This window comes from Micromonospora echinaurantiaca (assembly GCF_900090235.1).
GTDB lineage: Bacteria > Actinomycetota > Actinomycetes > Mycobacteriales > Micromonosporaceae > Micromonospora > Micromonospora echinaurantiaca.
Genome location: NZ_LT607750.1, coordinates 6870153 through 6883170 on the forward strand (window position 1 = coordinate 6870153; position 13018 = coordinate 6883170).

Annotated in this window: 15 protein-coding genes; 7 read left to right on the forward strand and 8 right to left on the reverse strand. The window is 68.8% G+C overall.

Going from position 1 to position 13018, the window contains the following annotated elements:
- Positions 1-41: 41 nt before the first annotated feature.
- A complete protein-coding gene (locus GA0070609_RS31265; RefSeq protein ID WP_088997111.1) occupies positions 42-941 on the forward strand; it encodes a GNAT family N-acetyltransferase in 900 nt (299 codons plus the stop codon).
- A gap of 28 nt (positions 942-969) precedes the next feature.
- On the opposite strand, the gene GA0070609_RS31270 is transcribed toward GA0070609_RS31265, so the two are convergent.
- Together GA0070609_RS31270 and GA0070609_RS31275 are read right to left on the reverse strand one after the other, a co-directional pair.
- On the reverse strand, positions 970-2127 hold the full coding sequence (locus GA0070609_RS31270; protein WP_157748343.1) for a hypothetical protein: 1158 nt from the start codon (positions 2125-2127) through the stop codon (positions 970-972).
- A 178-nt stretch (positions 2128-2305) separates the two neighbouring features.
- A complete protein-coding gene (locus GA0070609_RS31275; RefSeq protein ID WP_088997113.1) occupies positions 2306-3355 on the reverse strand; it encodes a hypothetical protein in 1050 nt (349 codons plus the stop codon).
- A gap of 180 nt (positions 3356-3535) precedes the next feature.
- On the opposite strand from GA0070609_RS31275, the gene GA0070609_RS31280 reads away from it, so the two are divergent.
- The 3 genes from GA0070609_RS31280 to GA0070609_RS31290 all read left to right on the forward strand — a co-directional run bounded on the left by GA0070609_RS31280 (position 3536) and on the right by GA0070609_RS31290 (position 5823).
- Positions 3536-4054, forward strand: a complete 519-nt coding sequence (locus GA0070609_RS31280; RefSeq protein ID WP_088997114.1) for a SigE family RNA polymerase sigma factor — start codon at positions 3536-3538, stop codon at positions 4052-4054.
- 6 nt (positions 4055-4060) lie between these two features.
- The gene (locus GA0070609_RS31285) at positions 4061-4948 is read left to right on the forward strand and encodes a hypothetical protein (RefSeq protein WP_088997115.1); all 888 of its coding nucleotides are present in this window, start codon (positions 4061-4063) and stop codon (positions 4946-4948) included.
- 119 nt (positions 4949-5067) lie between these two features.
- Positions 5068-5823 (forward strand): TIGR03089 family protein, encoded by a 756-nt coding sequence (locus GA0070609_RS31290; RefSeq protein WP_088997116.1) that lies wholly within the window; start codon positions 5068-5070, stop codon positions 5821-5823.
- Positions 5824-5836: 13 nt separating this feature from the next.
- Here GA0070609_RS31290 and GA0070609_RS31295 read toward each other — a convergent pair whose 3' ends face one another.
- Complete coding sequence (locus GA0070609_RS31295; RefSeq protein WP_088998078.1) at positions 5837-6058, reverse strand: hypothetical protein; 222 nt, start codon at positions 6056-6058, stop codon at positions 5837-5839.
- Between the two features lie 374 nt (positions 6059-6432).
- On the opposite strand from GA0070609_RS31295, the gene GA0070609_RS31300 reads away from it, so the two are divergent.
- Positions 6433-7392: a zinc metalloprotease gene (locus GA0070609_RS31300; protein ID WP_088997117.1), complete on the forward strand. Its 960-nt coding sequence runs from the start codon at positions 6433-6435 to the stop codon at positions 7390-7392.
- Between the two features lie 91 nt (positions 7393-7483).
- On the opposite strand, the gene GA0070609_RS31305 is transcribed toward GA0070609_RS31300, so the two are convergent.
- Entirely contained in the window at positions 7484-7729 is a 246-nt protein-coding gene (locus GA0070609_RS31305) for a hypothetical protein (protein WP_088997118.1), read from the reverse strand.
- Positions 7726-7992, reverse strand: a complete 267-nt coding sequence (locus GA0070609_RS31310) for a DivIVA domain-containing protein (RefSeq protein ID WP_331716946.1) — start codon at positions 7990-7992, stop codon at positions 7726-7728. The genes GA0070609_RS31305 and GA0070609_RS31310 overlap by 4 nt, the downstream gene beginning before the upstream one ends.
- 381 nt (positions 7993-8373) lie before the next feature.
- Between GA0070609_RS31310 and GA0070609_RS31315 the strand changes: the two genes are divergently transcribed.
- Positions 8374-8601 carry a winged helix-turn-helix domain-containing protein gene (locus GA0070609_RS31315; protein WP_172899438.1) on the forward strand — a complete coding sequence of 76 codons (228 nt, stop codon included), beginning with the start codon at positions 8374-8376 and terminating at the stop codon, positions 8599-8601.
- Between the two features lie 388 nt (positions 8602-8989).
- Here GA0070609_RS31315 and GA0070609_RS35320 read toward each other — a convergent pair whose 3' ends face one another.
- A complete protein-coding gene (locus tag GA0070609_RS35320; RefSeq protein ID WP_157748345.1) occupies positions 8990-9862 on the reverse strand; it encodes a DUF4231 domain-containing protein in 873 nt (290 codons plus the stop codon).
- Positions 9863-10123: 261 nt separating this feature from the next.
- On the opposite strand from GA0070609_RS35320, the gene GA0070609_RS31325 reads away from it, so the two are divergent.
- On the forward strand, positions 10124-11332 hold the full coding sequence (locus tag GA0070609_RS31325) for a hypothetical protein (protein ID WP_157748346.1): 1209 nt from the start codon (positions 10124-10126) through the stop codon (positions 11330-11332).
- Positions 11333-11477: 145 nt separating this feature from the next.
- On the opposite strand, the gene GA0070609_RS31330 is transcribed toward GA0070609_RS31325, so the two are convergent.
- Complete coding sequence (locus GA0070609_RS31330) at positions 11478-11942, reverse strand: SIR2 family NAD-dependent protein deacylase (RefSeq protein ID WP_197700201.1); 465 nt, start codon at positions 11940-11942, stop codon at positions 11478-11480.
- A gap of 1 nt (position 11943) precedes the next feature.
- Positions 11944-12843 carry a TIR domain-containing protein gene (locus tag GA0070609_RS31335; protein ID WP_088997122.1) on the reverse strand — a complete coding sequence of 300 codons (900 nt, stop codon included), beginning with the start codon at positions 12841-12843 and terminating at the stop codon, positions 11944-11946.
- Positions 12844-13018 lie beyond the last annotated feature (175 nt).

Consider the following 13018-nt stretch of genomic DNA (forward strand, 5'->3'; position numbering starts at 1 on the left):
TGGCCGGAGGCGGCCGCGGGCGGGGACGAGGAAGTAGCACGGTGGATCGGATCGACACGCTCAGCTGGCGCGAGTTCGACGCGGACGACCTTCCGGCCCTGACCGGGCTGGCCGAGGCGTGCCTCGCCGCCGACGGGGGACTGCCGCTGTTCGCCCAGCCGCCGCTGCTGCGGGCCCGCCTGCTGCAGACCCGTACCCTCGCCGCCTGGCACGGGGACAGCCTGGTCGCCGCCGTCGGCGTCGGCGTCCCGGAGCGGCCGGACACCACCACGGACGCCACCGCGCGGCCGGCCACCGCCACCGGGATCGTGCACCCGGACTGGCGGGGTCGCGGCCTCGGCAGCCGGCTGCTGAGCTGGGCGAGCGAACAGGCCGGCGACGCCGACCTGGTGGTGACCACCGAGTCGTGGAGCCCGGGCGCGGACCGGCTCTTCACCGCCCATGGCCTGCACGAGACCTTCGCCGAGTCGGTGCTGCGACACGACCTGACCGCGCTCCCGGCCGTCGCGCTGCCCGACGGGTTGCGCACCGAGCCGGTCACCCCACAGGTCGGGCCGGAACTCTTCGCGACGTACCACGCGTCGTTCGCGGACCGCCCCGGCTTCGCCGCGCCGACCGCCGAGGAGTGGCTCGGTGACCTGGCCGACGACGACGAGTACCGGCCGGACCTGTCGCTGCTGGCCCGCGACCCGGACGGGCAGCCGGTCGGCTTCGTCAACGTCATCGGCGTGTGGATCGACCAGGTCGGCGTGGTGCCGGCCTGGCGGAAGCGGCGGGTCGGGGCGTACCTGGTGGCCGCCGCGCTGCGGTCGCTCGCCGCCGACGGCGCCCGGGACGCCTGGCTCTGCGTCAACGACGACAACCCGGCCGGCGCGCTCTACCGCCGGCTGGGCTTCGCCGACGCCGGCCGGCGCGCCCGCTACCTCCTCCGCCGCCACTGACCGGGGCCACCGCCGGCCGCCGGACGCGTCAGGCGAACGGCCAGGTGGTGTACGAGATGCGCGCGTTCAGGTTCGCCGGCACCCCGAGCCAGCCGTAGCAGTTGACCAGGACGACCGTGTCCGCGCCGGAGCGGAACCAGCTCGCCAGCACGCAGTGGCCGCGGATCGGCTGGCTGTCGAAGTGCGGCGCGTGCGCGTTGACGAAGGCGGTGCCGTAGGTCGTCCCGGTGCCCTGGAAGGTCATCTGGTAGCGCCCGGTGCCGAGCAGGGTGCCCCGCGCACCGCCGTAGTCGGCCAGCACCGAGTTGTACGAGTCGCCGCTGATCAGCCCGCCGCTGGCGTACTCGCCGTAGAGGGTGCCGCTGGCGAAGCGCGGGCCGGCCGAGTGGCCCAGCAGGTCGATGCGCACCCCGTAGGTGACCGTGAAGCGGGCGTCGACCGGGATGCCGGCCGCGTTGGCGCAACGGACCTGCAAGTGGTCCGGCCAGGAGATCTGGCAGTTCACCGCGCTGGTGCCGAGGGCTGTGACGTGGGTCAGCGGGAAGTACGGGTGCCCGTACTCGCTGGGCGGGTGGGGGTTCATGTGGAACTGGTAGCGGCCGGTCGCCAGCCGCTCGTACCGGATCTCCCCACCGGTCGAGTCGTACCGGTAGGTGGCGGGCAGCGTGCGTACCCCGGTGGGCGCCGCCTGGTCGGTGACGAACCAGGCCAGCCGGCCCTGGTGGATCTGCTTGCGGTTGGTGAAGGTGGCCACGAACCGGCTGTCCACCGGCGCGCCGGTCGCCGCGAAGCAGCGCACCTGGATCAGCAGGTCGGGGGCGACCAGGCTGCGGTACCAGCCGGCGATCGTGCAGTGCACGGGCCCGCCGCCGTACGCCACCGCGTGCGCCACCCCGCCGGTGGTCGCCCCGCCCTCCAGGGTCACCGTGTACGCCCCGGTGCCGGTCCGCCGCACGATCACGTCGCCCTCGGCGGAGTTGGCGCTGTAGCCGCCGGTGATCCGGTACTCGGCGGTGGTCGGCGAGTGTGCCCAGACGGTGGCGGTGACCGTCGGGTTGATCGGTAGCGGGTCCGCGGCGGCCGGCGCCACCCGGGCCGCCGAGCCGAGCAGCACCGCCGCCAGCACCACCGCCGCGCCGGTACGCAACCGCCGACGCGCCCCGCCTCGTTCCCGTGACCCCAGCATCCCGGACCTCCCACCAGAACCAGCCGGCGGGTCGGCCCGCCGGGTGCTGCCCGATTCTGGCAACCCTCGTCAATGGACGCTTCGCCCAGCGCGGCATCGACTCGGTGGCCAGCTACCGGCGGCGCCAGCCGACCTGTCGTCCGCTCGGTTCGGCGACGGAGGCCGGCAGGCGCGAGCATCAGCCGGCGGGTGGGAGATCCGGGGAGGTGGGCCGGCGCAGCCGCCACCAGGCGCCGCCGACCAGGGTGAGTGTGACGACGCTGATCGCCACGTCGCCGACCAGGGCCGCCGTCGGCGTCGCCGGGGCGTAGGTCGGCACGGCGTACGCGAACCCGGCGGCGACGACGAGGCTGGCCGAGGCGGCGGCCAGCACGTGCCGCTGCCCCCAGCCGGCCCGGCCGGACCAGCGGGCGACCAGCCCGCCGGCGACGGCGGCGACCGCGACCGCGACGGCGATCCCGGGCCAACCGGGCACCAGGCCGAGGCCGAGATAGCCGATCATCCCCAGCAGGCCGACCAGCACCGGCCGCGGCACCCACCCGCCGGCCGGCGTCGCCGTGACCAGCGGTCGGCGCGGGCGGTGCCGCCAGCGGGGCAGCAGGGCCGTGCCGATCAGCCCGAGGGCCAGCGCGGCGGCGAAGGCCAGCTGGACCGGGCTGGCCAGGAAACCCTCGCTGCCACGCGTGTCGGAAAAGATCAGCGCGCTGCCGGCCAGGTAGAGCAGCGCGACCACGGCGAGACCGGGTCGGCCCAGCCAGGGCCGTAGCCGCCGGCCTGCCCCGAGGTACGACTCGACCAGCGCGATCGGCGCGCAGATGCTCAGCAGCACGTGGTTGCCCACGTAGTCGACCGCCTGCCGGGCACTCAAGCCGAGCCCCGGCACCCGGGTGGCCTCGGCGGCGGCCTGCGTGTCGGCGAACCCGGTGTCGTCCAGGAAGTCGGGGTTGAACAGCGACTGGTCGACCAGGCCGGCCTGGACCACCCCGAACGCGGCGGCGAGCAGCACGATCGCCGGCCAGCCCGCGCCCAGGTGCCGGGCGGTCTCCCGGATCAGCAGCGCCGCCCCGCCGTACATCGGGGCGAGCACGATGATCACCAGCAGGAACTCGTCGGCGGTGAAGCCGCCCCAGGAGCATTCGGCGGCCCAGGGCGCGAGCAGCAGCAGCGCGACGGCCGGCGGGAGCCGGCGGCGCAGGGGAAGGCGGTCGGGGTGGCGCTCGGCCGGCATCGGCACTCCTCGGCGGCGTTCCGGTGGGGTCATCCGCACCCTGCCCTGGTTAGCCGGACCGCCGATACGGCCAGCCGGACCGCCGATATGGCCACCGGGCCGCCCGGGCGGTAACCAAAGTCGACGCACCGTTACGAGAACCGGTGACAACCTTCCGTGGCACCGCCACGTGTTAGGGGCGTGACCGACCAACAAGAACCGCACTCCAGCGCGGACCGGTCGTACGTGGCGTTCGTCGAGGTGGCCTGGCAGCGACATATCCGGCTGGCCATGCTGCTGACCGGCGACCGGTGGCGGGCCGAGGAGCTGCTCCAGGACAGCCTGGTCAAGGTGTACGAGCGGTGGCGGCGGCTGTCCCGGCTCGACGACCCGCACGCCTACCTGCGCCGGGCCCTGGTCAACAACCACACGTCCGCCTGGCGGCGGCGGCGCCGGGAAAGCCTCGTCGGGGAGGTCCCCGACCGGGCCGCCCCGTCCGGCGACATCGGCCCGGACGCCGTCGTCCTGCGCGCGGCGCTGATGTCGCTGACCGCGAAGCAACGCGCGGTGGTGGTGCTCCGCCACTACGAGGACCTGACCGAGCGCGAAGTCGCCCGGGTGCTCGGCTGCTCGCAGGGCACGGTCAAGAGCCAGAACGCGCGGGCCCTGGACAAGCTCCGCCACCTTCTCGATGAACCCACCTACCAGGTAAGCAGGTGATCAGCCATGGACACGCTCGATGAGCGACTCGCCCACCAGCTGCACGACATGGTCGACGGCGAGCCGGACTCCGTACCCCCGGTGGGGGCGCTGCTCGACCGGGGCCGGCGGGCCCGGCGGCGCCGGACCACGACGATGGTCAGCGCGACCTGCGCGTTGCTGGCGCTGGGCATCGGCACGGCGGCGACCGTGGCGACGCTGCCGGGGACGGACCGCCCCGCCGGCACCACCGCCCAGGAGGCGCCGCAGCCGGCCCCGGTCTCGCCGGAGCTGAAGCTGGTCGCGGCGGTCACCGCCAGCGAAAACATCAGCTACGGCATGCGACTGAGCTACGTCGGGGGACTGACGTACGAGGGCGCGTTCGACCCGAGGACCAGGACCGGGTACGTCCGTGCGCCGCAGGACGACTCGGTGATGACCGAGTTGCTGATCAACGGCACCCGGTACGAGGGCGGGGAACGACCGCAGGGCAAGCCGCCGGCCGACAAGCGCGGCCCGGGTGAGACGTACGGCCGGTACGGCCAGTACCCCGGCACGTACGACCGGCTGTCGCTGTACGACGACGGCAGTGGCGTGCTGGGTGCCGCGGCACCCGACCCGGCGGGCCTTTTCAGGGCGTTGAAGGGCGCGAACGCGACGATCAGCGAGAACCCGGACGGCACGCTGCACTTCGAGTACGGCACGCAGTCGAAGGACGGGTCGACCAGCACGGTCGGCGACATCACCATCGACACCGACGGCCGGATCGCCAAGGTGGTGCTCAACAGCACGTGGCAGTCCACCCTGAAGGGCCGGCTGGACACCGGCACGTCCGTCGCGACGCTCGAACTCTACGACTACGGCGTCGAGGTGACGGTGAAGCGCCCGACCGACGTGGTCATGGTCAAGGAGTAGTCCGGTACGGCGACGAGGTGCCCGCGGCCCGACGGTCGCGGGCACCTCTCGGCGGTCCGGGAGCGGGTCGGACGGCCGGCGGTGGTTAGGGTGGGGGCACCGGCAGGGAGGAGCGCCCGATGGCTGCCAGTACGCCCGTCACCGTCGCGCCCGACGCGCCGCGGACGACCGATGTTCCGCTGCTCAGCTGGTGCGACGAGGCGACCGGCGAGCGGGTCGACCTGACCGCCACGCAGCTCGGCGACTGGGCGGCACGCAGCGCGGGCCTGCTGCGGGACGGCTGCGGGCTGCGCCCCGGCGACCGGGTGGCGGTGCTGCTGCCGCCGCACTGGCGTACCGCAGCGGTGTTGCTCGGGGCGTGGGCGGCCGGGCTGGCGGTGTCGTTCCGGCCGCGGGCCACCGCCGGGCTGCCGGTGCTCGAGCCCGGCGGCGACCGGCCGTACGACGCGGTGTTCGTGACCCCGGAGCGGCTGGACGACTGGCTGGAGGACGTGCCGGACGGCACCCACCGCTACCTGGTCGGCACCGGGCCGGGCCGGCTGGCCGACGTGCCGGTGGGCTGGCTGGACTGGTCGGCCGAGGTGCTCCGGCACACCGACACGCCGCCCGACCACGCCGCCATCCGCGCGACGGACCCGGCCAGCCCGGACGGCACCAGCTACGACGAGTGGGGGCGACTCGCCCTGACCCTGGCCGACCAGCTCGACCTGCGCGCCGGCGACCGGCTGCTGGTCGACGCGGCCGAGCACGAGCAGCCGGTGACGTGGCTGCTCGCCCCGCTGAGCGTCGGCGCGTCGGTGGTGGTCTGCGCCAACCTCGACCCGGCCCGGCGGGACGCCCGGATCGCCGCCGAGCAGGTCACCCGGGTCCTCTGAGGCGCCGGCCGGCTCAGCTCTCGCCGGCGCGGCCCCGGCGCCACCTGGCGGCGTACGGCAGCGCGAACAGGTACAGGCCGGTGAAGAGCAGCAGGGCGAGCGGGAGCAGCGGCACGTAGGACACCCAGACGATCGGGTCCTCCTGGGCGAGGGCGATGAAGGTGACGATGACGGTCACCGTGAAGGTGATGGCCAGCCAGCGGTGGAACTGCCGGATCCACTTGTTCGCGTTCACTGCGACCTCCTCGGACGGCTTGCCGCGCCAGGTCACGGCGACCTGGCGGGTGGGCTGTCCCCGACGCTAGGTGCGGCTCGGCGGCCGATGCTTCTCGATTCCTGACCGGTCCGGTCACCCGCTCGGCGGGGCGGTCGACCCGTGATCCACCGGCGGCGCACCCCGCTCACCGTCGGGCGCTGAAAGGTCGCGGAAGGTCCAATAGCGCTGCCCGGCCCCGTGCCGTTACACCCCTGTCGGACCCTGTCCCGAGGTCTGTTGTCGACGCTTCTGACGTGGTCTTATACCGGGACGACGACGTCATCGACGTGGTCATGGCATACCCCGCGTCGATGTCGATGTCGCACCGTCTCCATCCCCTGAAAGGTGCACCGATGCACAGGAGACCGATCTTTCGACTGGCAGTCCTCACCGCCACCACCGCGACGCTGCTGGCGTCCGGTGGCGCCTACGGCGCGGTATCCGCAGCGCCCGTGACCGTCTCCCCGGGTGTTGCCGAGTGCGAGCCGGATGCGCACGGGCACAGCGCGGCCCGGGTCGCCGAGGGCGCCACCGCCCAGGAGCCGGAGCTCTACTCCAAGAACGAGGCGAACGCCTACGGCGTGATCAAGGACGCGCCGCGGCTGGCCAACGGCAGCGTCACCGTGCCGACGGTCTTCCACATGATCTCCGACCACCCGCTCACCGCAGCCGAGACGGCCCGGTGGAACACCCTGATCGCCGACCAGATGGAGGTGCTCAACGACTCGTTCTCGGGTAGCACCGCGGCGGACGCCTCCGACACGCCGTTCCGGTTCGACCTGGTCGACACCACTTGGACGGTCAACAGCGACTGGTACACGGTGGTGCCGGGCAAGAACGAGCGGGACATGAAGAAGGCGCTGTACACCGGCGACGCCCGCACCCTGAACGTGTACGCGGCGAACATCGGCGGCGGCCTGCTCGGCTGGGCGTACTTCCCGAAGGGCTACAACAACGGCCGTGACTACATCGACGGCGTGGTGATCCTCGACGAGTCGATGCCGGGCGGCACGGCCGGCAAGTACGCCCTCGGTGACACGCTGACCCACGAGGTCGGGCACTGGCTGATGCTGGAGCACACCTTCGCGCACGGCTGCTCCGCCTCCGGCGACTTCGTCGCGGACACGCCGCGCGAGGCGGCGCCGCAGTTCAACTGCCCGGTGGGCGCGGACAGCTGCACCGCTCCCGGGCTGGACCCGATCCACAACTTCATGGACTACACGCAGGACTCCTGCATGAACATGTTCACGCCGGGTCAGGCGGACCGGATGAGCGACGCCTGGGTCGCCTTCCGAGCCGGCGGCGGCAAGTAAGTCTCGATTGGGGGTTGGCGGGGCCGCACCGAGCGGCCCGCCAACCCCTTCCTCGTGCCCGGCTTGATCCACTCCATGTCGACCCGACCCCTCATCGGCGGGAGCAGGGCGCGGTGTGGTCGACCGGCAGGGTGCATCGCGCGCCGCCGGGCAGTGGCCGGTCGCAGAAGACCCAGTGGCGTACGCCCTGCTGGTCCTCGGCCGAGACGGTGACGCCGCCCGGTTCGACCCGCGCGGTGAGCCCGGCCAGCAGCCGCGCGGCGGACCGGGCGAAGATCCGGGCACGGTGCAGGTCGGGCGCGGTGACCGGCAGGTGGATCACCCAACGGTCGCTCATCGGTAGCGGTGGTGGGCCGACTGGGCGCTCTGCCAGGAGCGCAGGGCGTTCTTGATGCGTACGTTCTCCTCCTGCACCGCGGCCAGGGCGGTCTGCGCGACGGTGAGTTCGTCGGCCACCTGGTGCAGGAAGGCGCGGATCTCGACCGGGTCGAGGCCGCGCCGGCGGACGTTGAAGCACCGGTCGCGGATCTGCCAGGGCCTGATTCCTTGTGGTGGTCGGACATCTTCCGCCGGACGTGGTTCTTCGCCTCGGCGCGTCAGCCGACGGATCAGGTTGCGCACGGGTGACTGCCCTTCGTCGGAACGGCATCGACGGTGGAGGGGCGGCCTCCGCCGGTTGCGGGCGGCGGAGAACGCCCCGCCCTGCCACCTCGGGTGTGATGGTGCGGCGGCAGGGCCGCGCCGGGGGAGCGCGGTGGGTGAGGTCTCGGCGGCGATGCGAGACCGGCACGAGAGGCGCCAACCGACCGCAGCGGCACCGCATCACCGAGAGCGACGCTACCGATACCTATCACCTCTGTCAACGCTCTCTTACCTGTCGAATCTGGCCAGTGTGCCGCTGCCTCACCTACTTCAGTTATTGCCGCTCTTTCACCTGGTGCTCGATACTGGGAGGGCCAACCGACTGCAAGGGGCCTTCACGTGCCGATTCCTCCGACCATGGACGAGTTGATCAAGGATCTGCTGAGGCGGATCGAGGTGGGCGAGTTCCAGCCCGGGGGGCAGATCCCGTCCACTCAGGAGCTGTCCGACCACTACGACGTGTCGCTGTCGACCATTCACCGTGCCGTGGCGAAGCTGCGAGGGCAGGGCGTGCTCGTCGGTCGCCCGGGGCGTGGAGTGTTCGTGGCGGAGTACCGCCGGCGCTGACCCGGGCTATCAGAGCGCCGCCCGGCAGCTGAGCACGGCGCATATTGGACCCGACCGCGGTAAGGGCGAACCAAGCTCCTAGGCCACACCAAACACCAGGTCGTGCAGACGCCAGGGTTTTCGCAGGCGGCCAGGAGGACAGTCGGCTTCAGGCCAGGGGCGGTCCAAGACAGGCTCAGGCCGGGCGGCGGGGCAGCCTTGGCGGTGAAACCTCGTTCAGACGGCGCACCACCGGAGCCCTCAGCAAGCAGACAGCCTCCACTGCCTTGAGCGCTATATCCTCCGCGACGGCTACGCCGTCGTCCGCGCCGACCTCGCCGCCTCGCCCATGACCTCCGCAGGAGGCATCGGGATGCGGGGAGAGTGCAGTCAGAGTCAGCCCACTTGTTCAGTGCCGCCGCGCTCGCCACATAGTGTGCTCCCGCGAAATCGCTGCTTCCGCGTCGTCCACAAACTGGGAGATGTGGGGCTCAGAGTCTGCCTGCGGGACCATCGATGCGATGGCGGCAAGTTCCTGGCTCGCCAGGGCGTATGCGGTGGCCAATCCGTCGTGTTGCCGGGTTTGTAACCAGGCCGCGCCGGCTGCAATTGCGGCAGCAGCTATCCCAAGTAAATCAGCGCTTGTTAGTCCAGCAACCCGAGACACCGCAAAGACGACACCAGCTATCTCGAGTATGAGTAGGACAACCGACCAGCGTGTGGCTTGCGTGCGGTTCCACCGGGACCGATCGGCATACCACGATCTTTGCTTCTCAAGACGCCCATTCAAATAGGCATCCCGACGTGCCTGGAGAGGAGAGGAGCGCAGGACACGCATCCTTTCGGTGATTTGTTGGCCAGTTGCTGCCGGAGCCGCGAGTCCAGCCGACCTCATATCACTCGACAGGCCCAGCAGGCGACCCGCGAAATCCTCCGCGCACTCAAGTTCGCTTCTTGACCGAGGGAACGGCTCTGCCGCAACTGCAAAGCGCCACGACAAAGACTTGATAGATTCGGAGAGAGCTCTGCCGGCGTACCATCGCTGATTTGGGCGATGCGTAAGTAGGAAGACTTCGACGACTGAGGCGGCAGCGAAGGAGCAAGCGGCGAATATAGCAGCCAATGCCACGCCCCCGAGTTTCCAATTGATCGCCCCCATGGCGGCAGCCAGCAGCAGCAGTAGCAGTCTGAGCGCGACGACCCTGATAAACACGTGTTGCCCGCGCCGTGATTCAACGGAAACGGCGCGCTGGAACGGAGGAAAGTCTTCCGGCTCTAGCACGATGAACGACCTTCCAGGGAGATGGTCACTTTAGTCCTACTTACGTTGGTTCGACCCGAGTGGCGTGGAGCGAGCGTCGCATAGGTTCGTTGCGGGACAGGGACGCGAGGCTTCCAGTAGGGCCCACATAGAACTGCTGTTCGACAATATCCCGAACGGGCGTTCGAACCGCCACGTCGACGATGTCAGTTCCTTGTCAGTGGGACCTGACGGCCCCCTCCGCGCCTGTTGATCAAGGGAGTCCGAAGTTACCATCAACCAATGACGTCGGTCGAGGATGGGGCGCTGATTTCGGAATCCGTGGCCTCCAATGGAACAGTAATGGCTTCCGGCGCTGAGAGGCGGAAACGCCGGACGCGACCGGTTCCGCCAGTTACTTTCGACGAGGCGCTCACGCTTGGATTGGCCATTCAGGAGCATGCCGCCGGGCAGAGGGTGCGTCGCCTCACCTTGTTCGAAAACATGAATCGAGAGGCTGATAGCAACGCCAGCAGAGCCCTGATCACTGGCTCGTTCCAGTATGGAATCACTCGTGGAAGTTATAAGTCGGAGCATCTGGAATTAACTCCTGATGGCGCTACGGCAACCTCATCGGACACGTCTCCCTCTGATCGATTTGTAGCCCAGTTTGGCTTGGCAATCGAGAAGAACGAGATCTTCCGGAAGCTATACGACAATTTCAAGGGAAACCGCCTGCCCACTGCTTCCGTGCTTAAGGACTACATACTCGGGGAAGGGGTTGAGAAGGACTTTCTGAACGAATGCGTCGAAACGTTCGTCGTTAATGCAAAGTTCCTAGGTCTACTCCGGACGATCGCCGGCGCCGAAAGACTCCTAACCAAAGAGCACGTTCTCGAGGACATGGAGAACTTGGGCGCGCTCGCAGTGGCTAAGCGCACACCGCAGGTGATCGAGGGGACAGTCGCGACGGATCCAGTCCCCCGATCGGCTGCGGTGGTAGATGTGCAAGTGCGGGACTCAATGTCCGACACCTGCTTCTACATCGCCCCAATCGGGCAGCCGGACTCGGAGGAGCGACAGCATTCCGATCTCTTCATGGGGTCATTGGTCGAGCCGGCTCTTCAGGAGTTCGGGATGAGGCTTGTGCGCGCCGACCAGATCACTGATCCCGGCCTTATCTCAAAGCAAGTAATCGAATACATCGTCCGGGCGCCGCTCGTGATTGCGGATCTCTCTTTCCATAACCCAAACGTTTTTTATGAGCTCGCCTTGCGTCATGCTGTCCGGAAGCCGATCGTACAATTGAGCAGGGTTGCGGATCGCTTGCCGTTCGACGTGCGAGAATTCCGTACCGTGCAGATCGATACGACCTCGATCTACACTCTCGTCCCGAGGCTGGAGACGTATCGCAGCGAAATTGCCTCGCAGATCAGGATGACCATGGAGTCGGACGATCAGGGAGAGAATCCACTTACGATATTTTATCCAGGTTTCTGGTCGGGCGAGTAATAGCTGAGCAGGGAAGGTATTCGAATTTCATACCAGTATCTGCATCGGCGAGAGAGTGGTGTCCGAGTCAAAGCAACAGTGGTGGACATCGACCGGGACGGCTGAGGTTGGACGAGCGTGGACGGGTGTTCTTCCGACAGGCCACCTACACTGCGAACGGCGTTCCGCAGATCAGGCAATACAGCGGCCCCGGAGCGTCCTCCGAGACCTTCACCGGCTCATAGGAGTGGCACGGGGAGACGATGATCATCATGTCGTCTGGCTCCACTAGCGCGACCGGTTCGTCGGCCGCATCGAGGTGCCCTTTCATCTCGACTTTAAAGTACTTCGAGTTGCGGCCTTTGAAGGCGTCCCTAAGAAGGTCGTCGGCGTAGCGCGTCATCGCAGGCATAGCCACGCCTTCGATGTATTCGACCTGCTCGTCTGTGAACCAACGGTCCGGCTCAGCGGGCTGGCCGCAGAGCGGGCAGTGATACGCAGTGGGACTGTCGGCGGTCTCCGCCTCCTCGTTAGCGGGTCCGTGGTGCCACTTGAACATGCCGTTGCAGTTGGGGCACTGGCGACGGAGGAAGCCGTCGTTATCCAGAGGTAAGCTGATTCCGATCTCCACGTCAGGTCTCGCTTACGAACTCTTCGACGCCGATGGGAATGCCGTCGGCCGTCTTGCCGGTGATGGTCACGTAAAAGTGTGACTTCTGCGCCGAGCCGAACGACCCGGGCCGATAACACTGCACGCGGATGGACTTGCCGCTGGGCAGTCGGGAGAGCGGGAACTCGTCATTGTCGCGTATGAGTCCTGCGTCCTCGTTCGCCGACACGTCCAGGTCGTACACGTCGCCTGGGCCGTGATTGGTAACCTGCACGGCGTCGATCCTCCCGCGTCCGTTGTCGATGAACCGGGCCTCGAGGCGCGGCAAACCAGTGGCCTTCGAGGAAGGAAGTTTCCTGCCGAGCGGCAGACCGCCGCCCGGTGGGACCGGCGGGGTAAGGTCGCCTGCATCGTGCCAGTCGGTGCCGGTGAGCCGGACGGCGCACCCGGCCGTGTCGAGACGCTGAGCGAGTTCCTGCCGCTTCTTGACGCTGTTGTCGAGGCGGACGACGTGCCTGCCGTGAATATCGCTGAAGACTTTGATCTGGCCCATCTCGACGATCACGGTCCGGTCCTCGTCGCGGCCCATCGCCATTCCCGCTTCGAAGAGGACGTTCGGTCGCGGCTGCATCTGAGGAGAGCACTCCGGGTCCCCGACGTAGGTAAGACTCTCGTGGAGGTACGCGACGTCGTCGGGTGTCTGCAATACGACCACCGCCTGGGCGGCCCCGAACGCGGCGTCCAGAACCTGCCCGATGTACGGAGAACCCTTGCCGGTCAGGCGGATCGCCTCGGACCACTCAATCGGATCGAGCCCGATCGAGCGGAGGAAGTCAAAAAGCCCCTTCCTGGCTGCCTCGTTCCGGCCGTGGATGACGAACACCTTCCGCGAGTCCGCCCCGCTTCTGTTCTCCACCACCATGACGCTCCCTGCGCAACGCCCACTTGCTGCTCGATTTCACAAGACGCCTCCGACCGTACCCGGCGGTACCGACAAAGCCGGTTCCGCTCGTAGGCGGACCTGCTTCAGAGTTGCAAGCGAGATGAGGGTTTGAGGGCCGCCCCCTCGGTCCGGTCGGGTTCGGCCCGCGCGCTTG

Coding starts and splice junctions, on each gene's coding strand:
- GA0070609_RS31305 (WP_088997118.1), bottom strand. CDS start 7,729: ATGAGCGACCGTTGGGTGATCCACCTGCCGGTCACCGCGCCCGACCTG.
- GA0070609_RS31275 (WP_088997113.1), bottom strand. CDS start 3,355: ATGCCGGCCGAGCGCCACCCCGACCGCCTTCCCCTGCGCCGCCGGCTC.
- GA0070609_RS31270 (WP_157748343.1), bottom strand. CDS start 2,127: ATGCTGGGGTCACGGGAACGAGGCGGGGCGCGTCGGCGGTTGCGTACC.
- GA0070609_RS31325 (WP_157748346.1), top strand. CDS start 10,124: ATGACGTCGGTCGAGGATGGGGCGCTGATTTCGGAATCCGTGGCCTCC.
- GA0070609_RS31300 (WP_088997117.1), top strand. CDS start 6,433: ATGCACAGGAGACCGATCTTTCGACTGGCAGTCCTCACCGCCACCACC.
- GA0070609_RS31335 (WP_088997122.1), bottom strand. CDS start 12,843: ATGGTGGTGGAGAACAGAAGCGGGGCGGACTCGCGGAAGGTGTTCGTC.
- GA0070609_RS31285 (WP_088997115.1), top strand. CDS start 4,061: ATGGACACGCTCGATGAGCGACTCGCCCACCAGCTGCACGACATGGTC.
- GA0070609_RS31290 (WP_088997116.1), top strand. CDS start 5,068: ATGGCTGCCAGTACGCCCGTCACCGTCGCGCCCGACGCGCCGCGGACG.